The organism is Pseudomonas sp. NMS19W (genome assembly GCF_051554255.1).
GTDB lineage: Bacteria > Pseudomonadota > Gammaproteobacteria > Pseudomonadales > Pseudomonadaceae > Aquipseudomonas > Aquipseudomonas kribbensis.
The window spans coordinates 3,774,697-3,790,708 of sequence record NZ_CP136718.1 but is presented as its reverse complement, the minus strand read 5'-3'; the positions used below and the strand labels follow the sequence as shown (position 1 = coordinate 3,790,708).

Here is a 16,012-nt window from a genome sequence, read left to right as displayed (position 1 = left end):
TCATGCGCCTCCGAAGCAGATAAGGCGGTCGGCATCCTGCACCGCGTCATGCAACTGGCCGAGTCCGGACAATTCCCACGGTGCGCTGACGGCCACGGCATCGCGCTGATAACGCCCGCCTTCCTCGGCATTCAGCACGCCACGGCGCAGGGCGGCGGCGATGCACACCACGCCGTCGAGGTTTTGTTCGGTGATGAAGGTTCGCCACTGCTTGGGCAGGTCCAGTTCGTCCTGGGGCGTGACCACGGCGTCGGAAGCGTTGTAGACCCCGTCCTGATAGAAAAACAGCCGGACAATTTCATGCCCGCCGGCCAGCGCAGCCTGCGCGAACAGCAAGGCGCGGCGCGAGGAGGGCGCATGGGCGGCGGAAAACAGTGCGATGGCGAACTTCATGACGGACTCGATCAGCAAAACTGCGGCCATGATAAAGCTTTCTCGGCGGGGCGGCGAAGTCGATGTTGCCGCAGACGTCAGCGCGGCATGTAACCCAACTGCCAGCGCCGAGGGATTTTCAGCGAGACCAGGCCGATCAATGCAGCCAGCAAACCACTGGCGTACAGCGCTTTGAGCCCCAGGTGATGCTCCAGCACGGCACCGAGGATGGCGCCAATGAACATGCCGCTCCACGGCACCAGTTGCACGCGCCAGCCATTGCGTCGCTCGCCCATGATCCAGCGCCCCAGACCGCGGCCGAACCGTGAAAGTGCACCGGTGACATAAGTCAGCCCGACCGCCAGACCGTTCACTTCCTCTACCGCAGCATTGAGCATGCCCATGGCAATGATCGCCGCTAGGAGTGCCGGGAGTTGCACCTCGGACGGCCAGGCGGCGGCCCCGCAGAGCAGCGTCGCGATGCACAGCAGCAACGGCAGTGCGCGGCGCCCGCCGAGGCGACCGATCACCACACCGAGGGCGTTGCCGACGATGAACGTGGCGACGAGGATCACCAGCCGTAGCGTCAGACTCACATCGCCATCACTGATCGCCACCGCCAGCCGTGTGGTATTGCCGCTCATGAATGAAACGAAGTCGCCACTGGCCATGAAGCCGATGGCATCGGTCATCCCCGCCAGCACCGAGAGCGCAGCCACCATTGCCAGCCCTATGCGACCGCGCCATTTTTGCGTGTGCAAGTGGCCGGGGCTGGCGCGGTGAGTCGAGGCGGTTGGCAGCATTGGCGCAGATGTCCTTGCTTAGAGGTCAGGGTTCTATGCCATAAAGGTCGCAATATTCCAACCAGTCCATCCCAGCCATCTCCGCCACCTCGCGGTGCACTTCCAGGCGTTGCGCCTGATATTCCTCGGGAGTGGCTGCGGTCAGTTGCAGCGTCAGTTCCCAGGCGAACAAACCCTGGCTTTCGGCCTCGGCTTCGAAGGCTTCGTGCAGACGTTCCTCGCGGTACTGCGCCGGGGTTTCGCCCTTGGCCTGGGCCAGCAGCGGATTGAGATGGTCGAGGGTTTCGCGCAGCTCGGGGCGTGCGTCGAGAAACAGTTTCAGAGCATGTTCATGTCGCTGGTCGGTAGGCGCCATGGGGGTTCCTTGTGGGGCTGATGACCTTAATGTGCCGCAGCTGTCGGCGGGTGTCGCGCGCTAAATGCAGTAAAGCAGAACGATTTTGTGCGTTGCGGTGATACAGTCCGCTTTTTTCCGAATGAGCGAATGCAATGCGAATGCTGATGGTGGCACTGGCGGCAACCCTGCTGGCCGGTTGCGCGGGTTCGGTGATGGAAGACGCCCGCACTCAAACTCCTTACAAGGTCCTGAATTCGGACAAACCTGAAAAAGTCGTGGCCGAATGTGTGCAATTCGCCTGGCAGGACGAAGCGGTGTTCGGCGTGGATGCGGCGGCCTATCTGCAACCGGGCAAGAAGGGCGGCTCGACGGTTTATACCCGTTCGGCAGAGTCGTTCGTCGACTTGACCACTGATGCGTCCGGCACGGTGCTGAATTACTACGCGCAGAAGGACGACTTTGTCGCCAAGCGCCGGTTGGCAGCGTTGGCGACCTGTCTGTAACGAGCGGTTTAGTCCGCTGAAGTGTCTACGACCCTCGCCAGTCTGCTGGCGAGGGCGGCCGCTGAACTCAATCAATCAAGCGTTTCTGGAAAAAGTGCCGCTTGTGTCCCAGCGGATAATCCTTGATCTCGCCACACTCGACATAGCCAAGCTTCTTGTAGAACCCGGGCGCCTGAAACTCAAAGGTGTCGAGCCAGATTCCCACGCAGTCTTTTTCTCGCGCAAATTCCTCGACCATGTGCATCAGTTTCGAGCCGATACCCTGGCCCCGGCCTTCTTCCGGCACGGCCAGCAACTCGATGAACAGCCACCGATAGAACGTGTGCCCATAAAGGCCACCGAGGATCGCATCGTTATCGTCGCGCACCAGCAGCGCAACCGGCTCGTACAGCGAAGGCCCGGCCTTGGCGATGTTATAGGCACGCAGGGGCGCCAGGATGGCTGCGCGCTGTTCTTCGGTGGGGTCCTGTGACAGCTCGATCCGCAACGTCATGTTGTCTTCCTTGTAGTAATGAGTTCGCAGCCTATCGTGCGGCAGTCGATTGAAGCAATCGCCCGGAACCGTTGCTCCCGCGCCGGGGTCTAGCCCTTGAAGGCGTTCATTCCGAATGCGTCTGCCGAGGAGATTCCATGAATATTTTCGAAGCCCTTCGCGAGAGCCACGACCGCCAGCGCGGCTATGCCAAGACCTTGATCAAGACCAGCGGCGACACCCCGGAGCGCGTCGAAGCCTACAAGCAACTGAAGGCCGAGCTGCAAGCCCACGAGACAGCTGAAGAGCGCCATTTCTACATCCCGTTGATGGAGTTCGACAACGGCGTCGACCTCAGTCGCCACGCCATCGCCGAACACCATGAAATGGACGAAATGATGGAGGAGCTCGACGAGACCGAAATGTCCAGTCCAGCCTGGCTGGCCACGGCGAAAAAGCTCTCGGACAAAGTCCATCACCACTTGAAGGAAGAGGAGCAGAAGTTCTTCCAGATGGCCGGCAAGCTGCTCGACGACAAACAGAAAGAACAGCTCGCCGGGCAGTATGAAAAGGAGTTCAAGGCGCAACTTCCCTGAATGCTTGAATGCAGGTTTTTGTAATGACGCCGTGTAGGTTTTTTGCCATGCGTTGGGTGAGCGTCGTCGCAATGTACTGTATTTATATCCAGTGTTTTCGGTGTTTTACGGATGTCACTGCGGCAGGCTGCGACAAAACCGCCGATGGACAAAAAATCCCCCTCCGTTAGCTTGAAGACCTCTCCCCGGAAAGGAGAGTTCTTAAATCAATGGAGTGAAAAACATGAATCAACCACAAGCTCAAACCCAACTGCGACACGGTCGCGTCATTTCCCCTGCAAGCCGCGGTGCGGTGGCTATCGAACGAGGATTGCTCGGTGGCTGGCAGGTCAACGAGATGGAAGGTGGCAAGAACTTCCCGGCACTGGTGGCCGGCCCGTTCCCGGCGCCTTTCGAGTCGGATAACCCGAGTGTCGTGCCTCCGGCCGACGGGCACATTCTCAGCGGCGGCAAGGACGACGCCCGTGACTGTGTGAACTTCACCGACGAGGAAATGAGCAAGAAGCTCGGTCGCCCGTTCACCTGGCCGCTGCTCAACGTCACCCCTGGCCAGACCCTCGAAGTGAAATGGGAATACACCGCGCCGCACACCACTCGCGGTTACCGCTGGCTGATCACCAAGGATGGCTGGGACCCGAAACAACGCATCACTCGTGCGCAACTGGAAACAAAACCGTTCGCCGAGGACTTCTATCCGCAAGTGCCGTACTACAGTCATTCGGCGGAGCTGAAGGCTAAGGTCAATCACGCGGTGAAACTTCCGGCCAACAAGCAAGGTCGTCACGTCATCGTCCTGATGTGGATCGTCGCCAACACCGGCAACGCCTTCTATCAGGCCTTCGATGTGGACTTCAAATAAGTCCGCAACACCTACCTACACGTTCTGAAGGATTAGAACATGTCAAATATCGACTTCACGTTAATGCAAAACCAGGCGAGCGACGCGGCTTCGCTGATGCCGAGCATCGCCGGCAAGAAGATCCTCATGGGCTTCTGGCACAACTGGCCCGCCGGCCCGAGCGATGGCTACCAGCGCGGTCAGTTCGCCAACATCGCTCTGGAAAACGTGCCCAAGGACTACAACGTGGTTGCGGTCGCGTTCATGAAGGGCAGCGGGATTCCGACCTTCAAGCCGTTCAACGTCTCCGATGCCGAGTTCCGCCGTCAGGTCGGCGTACTCAACAGTCAGGGCCGGGCGGTGCTGATTTCCCTCGGCGGCGCCGATGCGCACATCGAATTGCGTGTCGGTCAGGAGCAACCGCTGGCCAATGAAATCATCCGCCTGGTGGAAACCTACGGCTTCGACGGGCTGGACATCGATCTTGAACAGAGCGCGATTGATTTCGCTGCCAACAAGACCGTGCTGCCGGCCGCCCTGAAACTGGTCAAGGATCACTACGCAGGCCAAGGCAAGCATTTCATCATCAGCATGGCGCCGGAGTTTCCATACCTGACCACCTCCGGCAAATACGTCGGTTACCTGCAGGCACTGGAAGGCTACTACGACTTCATCGCGCCGCAGTTCTACAACCAGGGCGGTGACGGCGTCTGGGTCCCCGAGGCCAATAACGGCAACGGGGCGTGGATCGCGCAGAACAACGATGCGATGAAAGAGGATTTCCTCTACTACCTGACCGAAAGTCTGGTGACCGGCACGCGCGGGTTCACGAAGATCCCTGCGGACAAGTTCGTCATCGGCCTGCCAGCCAACGTTGACGCCGCTGCCACCGGTTACGTGATCGACAAGAATGCGGTCGGCAACGCGATGAAACGCCTGGCGGTCAAAGGGCACCCGATCAAGGGCCTGATGACCTGGTCGGTGAACTGGGACAACGGCACCAGCAAGGATCGCGTGCCGTACAACTGGGAGTTCAGCCGGCGTTATGGACCGCTGATCAACGGCGTGGCGGCTGCCACGCAGGTGCCAGATACCGCAATGGCCGACATGGCCCGTCAGCGGTAATCGAATGAAAAAGCCCGGTAGCGCTGCCGGGCTTTTTTTCGCCTAACATGGGGCTTTTCCGGTCAAGACAAAGGATGAAGCGTCATGCCCAACACCGCCGAGCGGATCAACATCATCGACACTCAGGTGTTATCCCACGACTGGTATCTGCTGAAGAAAATCACCTTCGACTACCTGCGCAACAACGGTGAATGGCAACGCCAGACCCGCGAAGTCTACGACCGCGGCAATGGTGCGGCGATTCTGTTGTTCAATCGTGAGAAGCGCACGGTGGTGCTGACTCGTCAGTTCCGCTTGCCGGTGTTCGTCAACGGTCATGACGGTCTGTTGATCGAGGTGGCTGCCGGACTGCTGGAAGGCGCGGCGCCGGAGCAGCGCATCCGTGACGAGGCTGAAGAAGAAACCGGTTACCGTGTGCACGATGTGAGGAAGGTGTTCGAGGCGTACATGAGTCCGGGCTCGGTGACCGAGAAGCTGCACTTCTTCGTTGCCGAATACGATGCGGCGTCAAAGGTCAGCGACGGTGGTGGCCTGGAGGAGGAAACCGAGGAACTGGAAGTTCTGGAATGGCGCTTCGATGATGCAATGGCAGCGTTTCATCGTGGCGAGATCTGCGATGCCAAGACCATCATGCTGTTGCAGTACGCCGCGATGAATAACTTTTTCGACGCTTAAAACAGCTCGCCGGTTTTGCCGATGTCTGACCACTGGCCACCTTCCAGTGTCAGCAAGCGCTCCTTGGCTTCAAGGCCGCCGGCAAACCCGGTCAGTTTTCCCGAAGCACCAATCACCCGGTGGCAGGGCGCGATGATCGATATCGGGTTTCTGCCGTTCGCCGCACCGACGGCACGTACCGCGCTGGGATGGCCGATCTGTTCGGCAATCTGGCTGTAAGTGCGGGTTTCGCCGAACGGAATGGTCAGCAACGCGGCCCAGACTTTTTTCTGGAACTCGGTGCCGGCAAAGTCCAGCTCCAGGTCGAACGCACTTCGCGTTCCTGCAAAATATTCTTCCAGCTGTCGCGCGGTTTTCAGCAACACCGGATTGTCGGGTGCTTCGGTCATTGGTCCGAGGCGCACCCGGTTCGGTTTGTCGTTTTCCCAGAGGATGGCGGCCAGTCGTGAACCGTTCGCGACCAGCTTCAACTCGCCGACGGGCGAGGGCAGGGTGATGAACGTGTAGGCCATGGGAAAAACTCCGGGTCGGGTCGGCAACAGCGCCCAGCATACTGCCGGATCGGGGAGGCGCAAACCGCAATCACGACCATACTGGCTGATGCTCTTGAAGCGCTTTCCTACCTTATAAAAAGAAGAGACCGACTCATGAAGTACGAACCTTTTGCCAAATCGCTGATTGCGACCTCATTGGCGCTCAGCTGCCTCATGGCCCACGCCGCTTCGGTTGCCCCGGTCGCCGCCGAAAACGGCATGGTGGTCACCGCCCAGCACCTGGCCACCCACGTGGGTGTCGATGTCTTGAAAAGTGGTGGCAACGCGGTGGATGCGGCGGTCGCCGTGGGCTACGCACTGGCGGTGGTTTACCCGGCGGCGGGCAACCTCGGCGGTGGTGGTTTCATGACCATTCAACTGGCGGACGGACGCAAGACCTTCCTCGACTTCCGGGAAAAAGCCCCGCTGGCCGCGACGGCCAATATGTACCTCGACAAGGATGGCAACGTCATTCCTGATCTGAGTACCCGTGGCCACCTCGCGGTGGGCGTTCCGGGCACTGTCTCCGGCTTGGAACTGGCACTGACCAAGTACGGCACCAAGCCGCGCAAGGACATGATCGCCCCGGCCATCAAACTGGCGGAAGAAGGCTTCGAGCTGGAGCAGGGTGACGTCGATCTGCTGGACTACGCCACCGACGTGTTCAAGAAGGACATGAAAGATTCCGGCTCGATCTTCCTCCACAACGGCGAGCCGATGCAGGTCGGGCAGAAACTGGTGCAGAAGGATCTCGGCAAGACCCTGCGTACCATTTCCGAGAAAGGCGCCGATGGTTTCTATAAAGGCTGGGTCGCGGACGCCATCGTCACCTCCAGCCAGGCCAACAAGGGCATCATCACCCAGGCCGACCTCGACAAATACAAGACCCGCGAACTGGCCCCGGTGGAATGCGATTATCGCGGCTACCACGTGGTGTCGGCGCCGCCGCCAAGCTCCGGCGGAGTGGTGATCTGCCAGATCATGAACATCCTCGAAGGCTATCCGATGAAGGACCTGGGCTTCCATTCGGCCCAGGGCATGCACTACCAGATCGAGGCGATGCGCCACGCCTACGTGGATCGCAACAGCTATCTGGGCGATCCGGATTTTGTGAAAAACCCGATCGAGCACCTGCTGGACAAGAACTACGCGACCAAGCTGCGCAACGCGATCGAGCCCCAGAAGGCCGGTGTGTCGGCTGAGCTGAAACCTGGCGTTGCGCCTCATGAAGGCAGCAACACCACGCACTATTCGATCGTCGACAAATGGGGCAACGCGGTATCGGTCACCTACACCCTCAACGACTGGTTCGGTGCGGGCGTGATGGCGAGCAAGACCGGGGTGATCCTCAACGATGAAATGGACGACTTCACCTCGAAAGTCGGCGTGCCGAACATGTACGGCCTGGTGCAGGGTGAAGCCAACGCCATCGCGCCCGGCAAGGCACCCTTGTCGTCGATGAGCCCGACCATCGTCACCAAGGACGGCAAAGTGGTGATGGTGGTGGGCACGCCGGGCGGCAGCCGCATCATCACCGCGACCCTGCTGACCATGCTCAATGTCATCGACTACGGCATGGGCCTGCAGGAAGCGGTCGATGCACCGCGCTTCCACCAGCAGTGGATGCCGGAGCAGACCAACCTCGAAGACTACGCCGCCAGCCCCGACACCAAGAAAATTCTCGAGAGCTGGGGCCACAAGTTTGCGGGCCCGCAGGATGCCAACCACATCGCTGCGATTCTGGTCGGTGCACCGTCGCTGGGCGGTAAACCGGTGGGCAAGAACCGCTTCTACGGTGCCAATGATCCACGGCGCAACACCGGGTTGTCTTTGGGTTACTGAGAAGGGTAAAAAGGGGGCGGGCACACGTCCGCCCCTGTCTCAAGGACCGATCAAGGAAGGCTCACCATGACCACCGCATTGCTGATCATCGATGTCCAGCGCGCCCTGTGCACAGGCGAATACGAGTGCCACGACATCAAACGGGTGATCGACACCATCAATGGCCTCAGCGCCCGGGCGCGCAAGGCTGGCGTCACAGTCGTGCTGATCCAGCATAACGAGAAGGACAGCCCGCTTGCCTACGGCGCCGAGGGCTGGCAACTGGCCGATGGCCTGAATACCGCACCGAGTGACCTGCACGTCGACAAAACCGCCAACGACTCGTTCTACCAGACCAACCTGCAAAAGCTGATCCCCCGGGAAGACTTCGATCGCCTCGTGATCTGCGGCTTGCAAACCGATTACTGCGTCAACGCCACCGTGCGCCAGGCCCATCAACTGGGCTACGACGTGGAACTGGCGGCCGATGCGCATTCCACCGTCGACAACGGCAACATGAGCGCGGAAGACATCATCGCCGAACACAACAAGGACTGGTCGCACCTGACCGGTTCGGTGGCGCGGATTGATGTGAAGCCGGCGGCCGAGATTGTTTTCTGACGGGGTATCGCAGTCTTTGTGGGTCACGCCATTTGCAAGCGCCGCACCACGGCCTGAAACCGCTCCGAAGCCACCCACTGCGTATCCGCATCCTCCACCAGCAACATGATCCCCAGGTAATGCTCCAGGTGCAGGGTAATCATCTGACCGTCCACCGCCAGGTCCCAGTAACACTGATCCAGGCCGCTGGCCTGGGTCTTCCAGGTTCCGTTGAGCGTCTGCTGGAGCTCAGCGGCGATGCGCTTGAAGAGTTCTCCGTCCGAACTGTCCGACAGGTGAATATCTGACTCGGCCATGTGTTGCTCCTTGAATAACGGCAAGCGTGGGCGCAGGCATACTCCCACGGCCTGAAATCAAGTCGCAAACATCAACCTGCGAACATCACTCACCGGCTCGGACACCACACCGCCCAGCACCAGCCGCGTAATGGTATCCGCCGCCCTTTCGTAGTCCTCATCCTGCGGCACTTCGCGCCCGATGATGCGCCCCATCTGCCAGCCGATATTGGTGTAGGTGCGCGTCGCCGACCAGATGAACAACATCAAATGCTCGGGATCCACCGGGGCCAGCAAGCCACGCTCGATCCAACTGCGCAGACACTCGACATTGCGCCGGGCTTCGGCGTGCAACAGATCGCGGCATTCGTCGGGCAACTGGCGACCACCCAGCAGCAGTTCACCACTGAACACCTTGGCAATCGCCGGATGCTCGCGGGCGATGCGGATGCGCGCCGCGACGTAGGCACGCAGGCCGATCAGCGGGTCATCACTTTCGCGCAATACCGCCGAGGCCTCCAACAGTGGTTCGACAAAGCCGAGCAGTACTTTGCCGTAGAGGTTTTCCTTGCTCTGGAAGTAGTAATAGAGATTGGCCTTGGGCACCCCGGCGCGGGCGGCGATGTCGCGGGTCTGGGTCGCGTCGAAGCCGTTGGCGGCAAACTCTTCGCTGGCGGCCTTGAGGATCAGTTGCTGGTTGCGTTCGCGGATGCTGCTCATGGACGGCGTTGAAAGTCTGGCGATTTCGGGTTCGCAATATACAAAACTATATAGCGATTAAGCCAGCGAACTCGACGGACAGCGCTATGCTGCTGCAATCATTTGACGGGATCGGGGAGGGGATATGAGTCTTCAGGCAATACGCGCCAGTGCGGAACATCTGGATGCGGTGGCCTCACTGTTCGACGGCTATCGCGGCTTTTATGGCCAGCCATCGAACCTGGCGCAATCGCGGGCCTTCATCGCCGAGCGCCTGGCCGGCAATGAATCGGCGATTTTTCTGGTTGAAGATGAAAACGGCGAAGCGCTGGGGTTCGTGCAGTTGTACCCGACGTTTTCATCGATAGACGCCCACCGCACCTGGTTGCTCAGCGACCTGTTCACCACGCCGGCCGCTCGAGGCCGTGGTATCGGGCGATTGCTGATGAACACCGCCCGCGACTTCGCCGTGGAAACCGGTGCCAAGGGCCTGGTGCTGGAAACCGCCACCGACAATTTCACGGCTCAGGGTTTGTACGAATCCCTTGGCTGGGTGCGTGACACAGGCTATTACACCTACAACCTGGACCTGCGACAGGGCTGATCCGGTCAGTCGGCCGGGGCCAGCAATCGTTCGATCTGCGCCAGTTCCCAGGTGCTGAGCAGGCTGACCGGGTCGGTGCCGAAACGTTGAGTGGTGTCGAGCGTCCACACGCGACCTTCCGGGCACCAGCATTGCAGGCAGTGGTGCAGGCGTTGGCCGTCAAAGTCGAGCGACAGGAACCAGCCGTCGATCTCGACCGACATCTGGCCGACCCCGGATTCCTGTGCAATACGCCGTAATGCGCAAACGCCCAATGCCGCATCACGCAGGCGCTGGCAGACTTCGCGGGTGGATAGCGGTGACATGTTCAGATCCGTCGATCAACGAAGCGCGCAAGCATAAAGCGCCGGGCCGTCCCTGTCAGCGACCGCTGGCCCGTGCCCGGGCAATTGCGTAACATCCGCAACCCTCTTTTTCCCGCGAATACAGCGGCCGTCAGTATCGGCCGCGCTGTCAGGTAAACCATGAAACCGATTCGTCTGCGCGCCGATGTCCTGGCCGGACTCACCACCTCGTTCGCCCTGTTGCCCGAATGCATTGCGTTCGCGCTGGTGGCTCATCTCAATCCGCTGATGGGCCTTTATGGCGCCTTCATTATTTGCACGCTGACCGCATTGTTCGGCGGCCGGCCGGGCATGGTGTCCGGGGCGGCCGGTTCGATGGCGGTGGTGATCGTCGCGCTGGTGGTGCAGCACGGTGTGCAGTATCTGCTGGCGACGGTGTTGCTCGGTGGCCTGATCATGATGGCCTTCGGGCTGCTGCGCCTGGGCAAACTGGTGCGCATGGTGCCGCATCCGGTGATGCTCGGGTTCGTCAACGGTCTGGCGATCATCATTGCGCTGGCGCAACTGGAGCATTTCAAGAGCGGCGAGCAGTGGCTCAGCGGCACGCCGTTGTACCTGATGACCGGGCTGGTGCTGCTGACCATGGCCATCGTCTACATCCTGCCGCGCCTGACCCGCGCCGTTCCGCCGGCCCTGGTGGCGATCCTCGGCGTCGGGGCGCTTGTCTATCTGCTGGGCTTGCCGACCCGCACCCTCGGCGACATGGCGCACATTGCCGGTGGTCTGCCGACGTTCGCGTTGCCGGACATCCCGTACAACCTCGAAACCCTGCGCATCATCGCGCCTTACGCGATCCTGATGGCGCTGGTCGGCCTGCTGGAGACCCTGCTGACCCTCAACCTCACCGACGAAATCACCGAAACCCGTGGCTACCCGGATCGCGAATGCGTGGCGCTGGGCGCGGCGAACATGGTCTCCGGCGCGTTCGGCGGCATGGGCGGTTGCGCGATGATCGGCCAGACCGTGATCAACCTCAGCTCCGGCGGACGCGGACGATTGTCCGGTGTTGTGGCGGGCGTGCTGATTCTGCTGTTCATTCTGTTTCTGTCGCCGCTGATCGAGCGGATTCCGCTGGCGGCGCTGGTGGGGGTGATGTTCGTGGTGTCGCAACAGACGTTTGCCTGGGCCTCATTGCGAGTGCTGAACAAAGTGCCGCTCAACGATGTGCTGGTGATCATCGCGGTCACCACCATCACGGTGTTCACCGATCTGGCCACGGCAGTGCTGTGCGGGATCATCATCGCGGCGCTGAATTTTGCCTGGCAGCAGGCACGCGAGTTGTACGCCGATGAACATCTGGAAGCCGACGGCAGCAAACTCTATCGCCTGCACGGCACGCTGTTTTTCGCCTCGACCACGCCGTTCCTCAATCAGTTCGACCCGGCCAACGATCCACAGCGGGTAACCCTGGACTGCCGGCACCTGAGCTTTGTCGACTACTCGGCCATCGCCGCGCTGAAAACCCTGCGTGAACGCTACGCCAAGGCCGGCAAGCAGTTGCAGGTGTTTCACCTGTCCGAGCGCTGCAAGAAATTGCTGAAGCGCGCCGGGGTCGATCACGACTGAGATCGACCCCGGTCACGGATCAGGCATCGATTGCCGGGAAGTCGATGTCGGTCAGTGCAGTGTTGTTGAGGTAGTTGGTCAGGGTCTGCACGGCGACGATGGCGATCACTTCGATGATCTTCTTGTCGTCGATGCCGGCAGCGCGGGCGGCGGCGATCTGTTCATCGCTCAGATGGCCACGGGTTTCCGTCAGTTGATGGGCGAGGGCGGCGAAGGCATTCAGCCGACCATGACGCGCGTCGATGATTTCTTCTGCTGCCAGCCCGGCCTTGCTGGCAAACAAGGTGTGCGCTGCCAGGCAGTAATCGCAGCCGTTGACCTGCGACGTGGCAAGGTACACCGCCTCTTTTTCCTTGGCGCTCAGGGACGTCTTGCCCAGCGCGGCGGAGGCTTGCACGTAGGCATCCAGTGCAGCGGGGGCAACCGCCAGGGTCTTGAACAGGTTGGGCAGGAAACCGATTTTTTTCTGCACGCCTTCCAGGGTCGGGCGGGTGGCGTCGGTGGCGTTTTCAAGGGTGATCGGGGCAATGCGGCTCATGGTGATTCTCCGAAAGCCCGGTGCGAAGTGCGCCGGGGATGGAGGTCATGTTATTGAGCGAGGCTGGTGCCTTGGGTGCAAATCGTCGAGGATATGCGACAGATCGTCCAAACCTGTTGTCGAGGATTCGTCCATGGATCGCTTGTCCACGTTGCTCAGCCACTTCGGCGTGAATGCCGGCACCTTCCACAGCGGTACTTTCTGCGGCATCAGTGCCTACGGTGGCGATCAGGTCTGCGGTCATGTGCATCTGTTGCAGGCCGGGCAAGTGCTGCTCAAGCCGGGGAATGACCCCGAACTCACCCTCAGTGAACCAACGCTGATCTTTTTCCCACGCCCGTTTTCCCATCGACTGTTCGCCGACGAGAGCATGGGCGCGCAATTGGTGTGTGCCTCCCTGACCTTCGATGGCGGTGCGGGCAATGCGCTGGCGGCGGCGCTGCCGGATTATCTGGTGCTGAAACTCGCTGACCTGCCGGAAATGACCAGCACTCTGGAATGGCTGTTCAAGGAGGCATTCGATGGTCATTGCGGGCGCGAAGCGGTGATGGATCGACTGTTCGAACTGTTGGTAATTCTGCTGCTGCGCCATCTGATCAGCAGTCGCAACCAGCAGCCGGGCATGATGGCGGGACTGGCCGACCCGAAGATTTCCCGCGCACTGAGCCTGATGCATGACCAACCGGCCAAGGCCTGGAGCGTCGCCGAACTGGCCGCGACCGTGCATGTGTCCCGTGCCGGTTTCGCCGAGCATTTCCGGCGAGTGGTGGGGCAGACGCCGGTGGATTATCTGGTGAGCTGGCGCATCAGCCTCGCGCAGAAACGTCTGCGCGAAGGTCGACCGATTGCCTTGATTGCCGAAGAAGTCGGCTATGAAAGTCCTTCGGCGCTGGCCCGGGCGTTTCGACGCAAGACCGGGCTCAGTCCACGGGAGTGGAAAGCGGGAGTGAGTTGAAGGTCATTTGGCGAATTTCTTCGCCCCGGCCACACAGAGAATCACGCCCAACGTGACCACCAGCATGCCGACGCTGACGTGTTCATGCAGCAACGTCGCCGCCAGCGCCAGACCGAAAAACGGCTGCAGCAATTGCAACTGCCCGACCGCCGCAATCCCGCCCTGGGCCAGGCCGCGATACCAGAACACAAAACCGATCAGCATGCTGAACAGCGAAACGTACGCCAGGCACACCCACGCCGACACGCTGATGCCGCTGAACGAGGCGGGCGCCCGCCATACGCTGAGCACGGCCATCACCGGCAGCGACAACACCAGCGCCCAGCAGATCACCTGCCAGCCGCCGAGGCTGCGCGACAGTTTGGCGCCTTCGGCATAACCGAGGCCGCAGGCGAGAATCGCCGCCAGCATCAACAGATCTCCGGTGGGTGAGGCGGTCAGTCCTTGTGAAACCGCAAAACCGACCACCAGCGAGCTGCCCAGCACCGAAAAGATCCAGAACACCGGGCGCGGTCGTTCACCACCGCGCAGCACGCCAAAAATCGCCGTCGCCAACGGCAGCAATCCTACAAACACAATGGAATGCGCCGACGTCACATATTGCAGCGCGAGGGCGGTCAATAGCGGGAAGCCCACGACCACGCCCAGTGCCACGATCAACAACGAGAACCACTGATCCCGCGCCGGGCGTCGTTCACGAAACAGCCACAACAGGCACAACGCCAAGACCCCGGCGATGGTGGCGCGGATGACGGTGAGAAATACCGGGTCGAATTCCAGCACCGCCAGCCGCGTGGCCGGCAGCGAACCGCTGAAAATCACGACGCCGATGAAACCGTTGATCCAGCCACTGGTTTTTTCCAGGGCCGGTGCGGGCAGATTCGTGGTTCGTTCCATGTCGGTCATGCTCAAAAGTGGGGTTGCTTGCGGCTCATCCTAGGGTTGAGAATCAGCACAATCAAAGAATTGTCATGGATACATCCCGACATGCCGCGCTCCCGGTACAAGACCCTCGTTGATACCTATGCTGCCGACATTCGCAGCGGTCGCCTGTTGCCCGGCACGCGTTTGCCGACCCATCGACAACTGGCCGCCAGCGAAGGGCTGGCGCTGGTCACGGCGTCGCGGGTGTATGCGGAGCTTGAGGCCATGGGACTGGTCAGCGGCGAAACCGGGCGCGGCACGTTTGTCCGGGAAACCTCGTTGTTGCCGGGGCAGGGCATTGATCAGAAGGACATTGCTGTCGGCATGATCGACCTCAACTTCAACTACCCGTCGCTGCCGGGGCAGGCCGATCTATTGCGCGCCGCTTTACGGCAATTGGCGCTGTCCGGCGACCTCGAAGCGCTGCTGCGTTATCAACCCCACGCCGGACGCCAGCATGAAAGGGCCTCGGTTGCCCGGCATTTGCAGGCCCGAGGCTTGAACGTCGACGCCGAGCAGGTGTTAATAGTCAACGGCGCCCAGCAAGGGCTGGCGGTGACGCTGATGGCACAGCTCAACCCCGGCGATGTGATCGCGGCCGATGCGCTGACCTATTCGGGCTTCAAGGTGCTCGCCGAAGCGTTGCACCTTGAAGTGGTCGCGATCCCGGTGACCGGGAGCGGCCCGGATCTGGCGGCGCTCGACAGACTCTGCCGCAGTCGCCCGGTGCGCGCCGTGTACAGCATGCCGACCCTGCACAATCCGCTGGGCTGGGTGATGCCGATGGATCAGCGCGAACAATTGGTGGCGATTGCCCGGCAGCATGATCTGACGATCATCGAAGACGCTGCCTACGCCTTTCTGGTCGATAACCCGCCGCCACCGCTGGCGGATCTGGCGCCGGAGCGCACGGTGTACGTCTCGGGACTTTCGAAAAACATCGCCACGGGCCTGCGCGTCGGCTTCATCGCCGCGCCGCTGAAAATCGTCCCGGCACTGGAACGCATCATCCGCGCCACCACCTGGAATACGCCGGGGGTGATGACCGCGATGGCCTGCGGCTGGCTCGACGACGGCACAGTCACCTTGCTGGAGGCGCAAAAGCGCGATGACGCCCGGGCCCGTCAGGCGCTGGCAGCTGAAATCCTGAAAGGCCTGCCGATGGTTGGTCATCCGTCTTCGTATTTCCTCTGGCTGCCTCTGCCGGAGGACGCAAGGTCCGATCAGGTGGTGATCGAGCTGATGAAGGCGCAGATCTCGGTCACCAACGCCGAGCCGTTCACCGTATCGGCCCATGTGCCCCACGCGATCCGGCTGGCGCTGGGCTCGGTGGACATGCTTGTCCTGCGTCAAGCCTTGCTCAAAGTCCGGCAGGTGATCGCGGCTTACCTGTAGCGCAACGCTCCCCGCA

20 protein-coding genes and 1 pseudogene are annotated in these 16,012 nt (G+C 61.0%); 11 read left to right on the top strand and 10 right to left on the bottom strand.

Features of this window, described 5'->3' with window-relative positions; genetic code table 11:
- From tusD to R1A29_RS17260, 3 genes are all read right to left on the bottom strand, one after another.
- Positions 1-393, bottom strand: coding sequence for a sulfurtransferase complex subunit TusD (tusD, locus tag R1A29_RS17270; protein WP_438302060.1), 393 nt, complete (start codon positions 391-393; stop codon positions 1-3).
- A gap of 77 nt (positions 394-470) precedes the next feature.
- A complete protein-coding gene (locus tag R1A29_RS17265; protein WP_119427043.1) occupies positions 471-1,175 on the bottom strand; it encodes a YoaK family protein in 705 nt (234 codons plus the stop codon).
- Positions 1,176-1,200: 25 nt separating this feature from the next.
- Positions 1,201-1,530, bottom strand: coding sequence for a DUF6388 family protein (locus R1A29_RS17260; protein ID WP_085712368.1), 330 nt, complete (start codon positions 1,528-1,530; stop codon positions 1,201-1,203).
- A gap of 134 nt (positions 1,531-1,664) precedes the next feature.
- On the opposite strand from R1A29_RS17260, the gene R1A29_RS17255 reads away from it, so the two are divergent.
- Positions 1,665-2,015, top strand: a complete 351-nt coding sequence (locus tag R1A29_RS17255; protein WP_085712367.1) for a hypothetical protein — start codon at positions 1,665-1,667, stop codon at positions 2,013-2,015.
- A 67-nt stretch (positions 2,016-2,082) separates the two neighbouring features.
- On the opposite strand, the gene R1A29_RS17250 is transcribed toward R1A29_RS17255, so the two are convergent.
- Entirely contained in the window at positions 2,083-2,508 is a 426-nt protein-coding gene (locus tag R1A29_RS17250; protein ID WP_438299036.1) for a GNAT family N-acetyltransferase, read from the bottom strand.
- 137 nt (positions 2,509-2,645) lie between these two features.
- Between R1A29_RS17250 and R1A29_RS17245 the strand changes: the two genes are divergently transcribed.
- The 4 genes and pseudogenes from R1A29_RS17245 (at position 2,646) to R1A29_RS17230 (ending at position 5,721) form a co-directional block, all read left to right on the top strand.
- The gene (locus R1A29_RS17245; protein WP_085712365.1) at positions 2,646-3,083 is read left to right on the top strand and encodes a hemerythrin domain-containing protein; all 438 of its coding nucleotides are present in this window, start codon (positions 2,646-2,648) and stop codon (positions 3,081-3,083) included.
- Positions 3,084-3,306: 223 nt separating this feature from the next.
- The gene (locus tag R1A29_RS17240) at positions 3,307-3,942 is read left to right on the top strand and encodes a lytic polysaccharide monooxygenase auxiliary activity family 9 protein (protein ID WP_438299035.1); all 636 of its coding nucleotides are present in this window, start codon (positions 3,307-3,309) and stop codon (positions 3,940-3,942) included.
- 39 nt (positions 3,943-3,981) lie between these two features.
- A pseudogene (locus R1A29_RS17235) lies at positions 3,982-5,010 on the top strand (chitinase); the annotation flags it as partial.
- 120 nt (positions 5,011-5,130) lie between these two features.
- Positions 5,131-5,721, top strand: coding sequence for an NUDIX domain-containing protein (locus R1A29_RS17230; protein ID WP_438299034.1), 591 nt, complete (start codon positions 5,131-5,133; stop codon positions 5,719-5,721).
- Here R1A29_RS17230 and R1A29_RS17225 read toward each other — a convergent pair.
- Positions 5,718-6,233 (bottom strand): methylated-DNA--[protein]-cysteine S-methyltransferase, encoded by a 516-nt coding sequence (locus R1A29_RS17225; RefSeq protein WP_438299033.1) that lies wholly within the window; start codon positions 6,231-6,233, stop codon positions 5,718-5,720. The genes R1A29_RS17230 and R1A29_RS17225 overlap by 4 nt on opposite strands.
- A 135-nt stretch (positions 6,234-6,368) precedes the next feature.
- Between R1A29_RS17225 and ggt the strand changes: the two genes are divergently transcribed.
- Positions 6,369-8,096, top strand: coding sequence for a gamma-glutamyltransferase (ggt, locus tag R1A29_RS17220; RefSeq protein WP_438299032.1), 1,728 nt, complete (start codon positions 6,369-6,371; stop codon positions 8,094-8,096).
- Positions 8,097-8,162: 66 nt separating this feature from the next.
- Entirely contained in the window at positions 8,163-8,696 is a 534-nt protein-coding gene (locus tag R1A29_RS17215; protein WP_438299031.1) for a cysteine hydrolase family protein, read from the top strand.
- Between the two features lie 23 nt (positions 8,697-8,719).
- On the opposite strand, the gene R1A29_RS17210 is transcribed toward R1A29_RS17215, so the two are convergent.
- Together R1A29_RS17210 and R1A29_RS17205 are read right to left on the bottom strand one after the other, a co-directional pair.
- On the bottom strand, positions 8,720-8,992 hold the full coding sequence (locus R1A29_RS17210) for a DUF3630 family protein (RefSeq protein ID WP_438299030.1): 273 nt from the start codon (positions 8,990-8,992) through the stop codon (positions 8,720-8,722).
- A 57-nt stretch (positions 8,993-9,049) separates the two neighbouring features.
- Complete coding sequence (locus R1A29_RS17205) at positions 9,050-9,691, bottom strand: TetR/AcrR family transcriptional regulator (protein WP_438299029.1); 642 nt, start codon at positions 9,689-9,691, stop codon at positions 9,050-9,052.
- A 124-nt stretch (positions 9,692-9,815) separates the two neighbouring features.
- Here R1A29_RS17205 and R1A29_RS17200 point away from each other — a divergent pair, with 124 nt between their 5' ends.
- The gene (locus R1A29_RS17200) at positions 9,816-10,274 is read left to right on the top strand and encodes an N-acetyltransferase family protein (RefSeq protein WP_438299028.1); all 459 of its coding nucleotides are present in this window, start codon (positions 9,816-9,818) and stop codon (positions 10,272-10,274) included.
- Between the two features lie 5 nt (positions 10,275-10,279).
- Here R1A29_RS17200 and R1A29_RS17195 read toward each other — a convergent pair whose 3' ends face one another.
- On the bottom strand, positions 10,280-10,579 hold the full coding sequence (locus R1A29_RS17195; RefSeq protein WP_438299027.1) for a DUF7693 family protein: 300 nt from the start codon (positions 10,577-10,579) through the stop codon (positions 10,280-10,282).
- A 159-nt stretch (positions 10,580-10,738) separates the two neighbouring features.
- Between R1A29_RS17195 and R1A29_RS17190 the strand changes: the two genes are divergently transcribed.
- Positions 10,739-12,184, top strand: coding sequence for a SulP family inorganic anion transporter (locus R1A29_RS17190; RefSeq protein ID WP_248740747.1), 1,446 nt, complete (start codon positions 10,739-10,741; stop codon positions 12,182-12,184).
- Positions 12,185-12,203: 19 nt separating this feature from the next.
- Here the strand turns inward: R1A29_RS17190 and R1A29_RS17185 are convergent, their stop codons facing one another.
- Positions 12,204-12,722, bottom strand: coding sequence for a carboxymuconolactone decarboxylase family protein (locus tag R1A29_RS17185; protein WP_438299026.1), 519 nt, complete (start codon positions 12,720-12,722; stop codon positions 12,204-12,206).
- Between the two features lie 133 nt (positions 12,723-12,855).
- Between R1A29_RS17185 and R1A29_RS17180 the strand changes: the two genes are divergently transcribed.
- Positions 12,856-13,677, top strand: a complete 822-nt coding sequence (locus R1A29_RS17180) for a cupin domain-containing protein (RefSeq protein WP_438299025.1) — start codon at positions 12,856-12,858, stop codon at positions 13,675-13,677.
- Positions 13,678-13,680: 3 nt separating this feature from the next.
- Here the strand turns inward: R1A29_RS17180 and R1A29_RS17175 are convergent, their stop codons facing one another.
- The gene (locus R1A29_RS17175) at positions 13,681-14,574 is read right to left on the bottom strand and encodes a DMT family transporter (RefSeq protein WP_438299024.1); all 894 of its coding nucleotides are present in this window, start codon (positions 14,572-14,574) and stop codon (positions 13,681-13,683) included.
- A gap of 90 nt (positions 14,575-14,664) precedes the next feature.
- Here R1A29_RS17175 and R1A29_RS17170 point away from each other — a divergent pair, with 90 nt between their 5' ends.
- A complete protein-coding gene (locus tag R1A29_RS17170; RefSeq protein WP_438299023.1) occupies positions 14,665-15,996 on the top strand; it encodes a PLP-dependent aminotransferase family protein in 1,332 nt (443 codons plus the stop codon).
- Positions 15,997-16,012 lie beyond the last annotated feature (16 nt).

Bases quoted from the DNA above. Each gene is read 5' to 3' on its own strand.
- R1A29_RS17175 (WP_438299024.1), bottom strand. From the start codon at position 14,574: ATGGAACGAACCACGAATCTGCCCGCACCGGCCCTGGAAAAAACCAGT.
- R1A29_RS17195 (WP_438299027.1), bottom strand. From the start codon at position 10,579: ATGTCACCGCTATCCACCCGCGAAGTCTGCCAGCGCCTGCGTGATGCG.
- R1A29_RS17245 (WP_085712365.1), top strand. From the start codon at position 2,646: ATGAATATTTTCGAAGCCCTTCGCGAGAGCCACGACCGCCAGCGCGGC.
- R1A29_RS17250 (WP_438299036.1), bottom strand. From the start codon at position 2,508: ATGACGTTGCGGATCGAGCTGTCACAGGACCCCACCGAAGAACAGCGC.
- R1A29_RS17265 (WP_119427043.1), bottom strand. From the start codon at position 1,175: ATGCTGCCAACCGCCTCGACTCACCGCGCCAGCCCCGGCCACTTGCAC.
- R1A29_RS17185 (WP_438299026.1), bottom strand. From the start codon at position 12,722: ATGAGCCGCATTGCCCCGATCACCCTTGAAAACGCCACCGACGCCACC.
- R1A29_RS17190 (WP_248740747.1), top strand. From the start codon at position 10,739: ATGAAACCGATTCGTCTGCGCGCCGATGTCCTGGCCGGACTCACCACC.
- tusD (WP_438302060.1), bottom strand. From the start codon at position 393: ATGAAGTTCGCCATCGCACTGTTTTCCGCCGCCCATGCGCCCTCCTCG.
- ggt (WP_438299032.1), top strand. From the start codon at position 6,369: ATGAAGTACGAACCTTTTGCCAAATCGCTGATTGCGACCTCATTGGCG.
- R1A29_RS17210 (WP_438299030.1), bottom strand. From the start codon at position 8,992: ATGGCCGAGTCAGATATTCACCTGTCGGACAGTTCGGACGGAGAACTC.
- R1A29_RS17230 (WP_438299034.1), top strand. From the start codon at position 5,131: ATGCCCAACACCGCCGAGCGGATCAACATCATCGACACTCAGGTGTTA.
- R1A29_RS17180 (WP_438299025.1), top strand. From the start codon at position 12,856: ATGGATCGCTTGTCCACGTTGCTCAGCCACTTCGGCGTGAATGCCGGC.
- R1A29_RS17255 (WP_085712367.1), top strand. From the start codon at position 1,665: ATGCGAATGCTGATGGTGGCACTGGCGGCAACCCTGCTGGCCGGTTGC.
- R1A29_RS17200 (WP_438299028.1), top strand. From the start codon at position 9,816: ATGAGTCTTCAGGCAATACGCGCCAGTGCGGAACATCTGGATGCGGTG.
- R1A29_RS17260 (WP_085712368.1), bottom strand. From the start codon at position 1,530: ATGGCGCCTACCGACCAGCGACATGAACATGCTCTGAAACTGTTTCTC.
- R1A29_RS17205 (WP_438299029.1), bottom strand. From the start codon at position 9,691: ATGAGCAGCATCCGCGAACGCAACCAGCAACTGATCCTCAAGGCCGCC.
- R1A29_RS17240 (WP_438299035.1), top strand. From the start codon at position 3,307: ATGAATCAACCACAAGCTCAAACCCAACTGCGACACGGTCGCGTCATT.
- R1A29_RS17170 (WP_438299023.1), top strand. From the start codon at position 14,665: ATGCCGCGCTCCCGGTACAAGACCCTCGTTGATACCTATGCTGCCGAC.
- R1A29_RS17215 (WP_438299031.1), top strand. From the start codon at position 8,163: ATGACCACCGCATTGCTGATCATCGATGTCCAGCGCGCCCTGTGCACA.
- R1A29_RS17225 (WP_438299033.1), bottom strand. From the start codon at position 6,233: ATGGCCTACACGTTCATCACCCTGCCCTCGCCCGTCGGCGAGTTGAAG.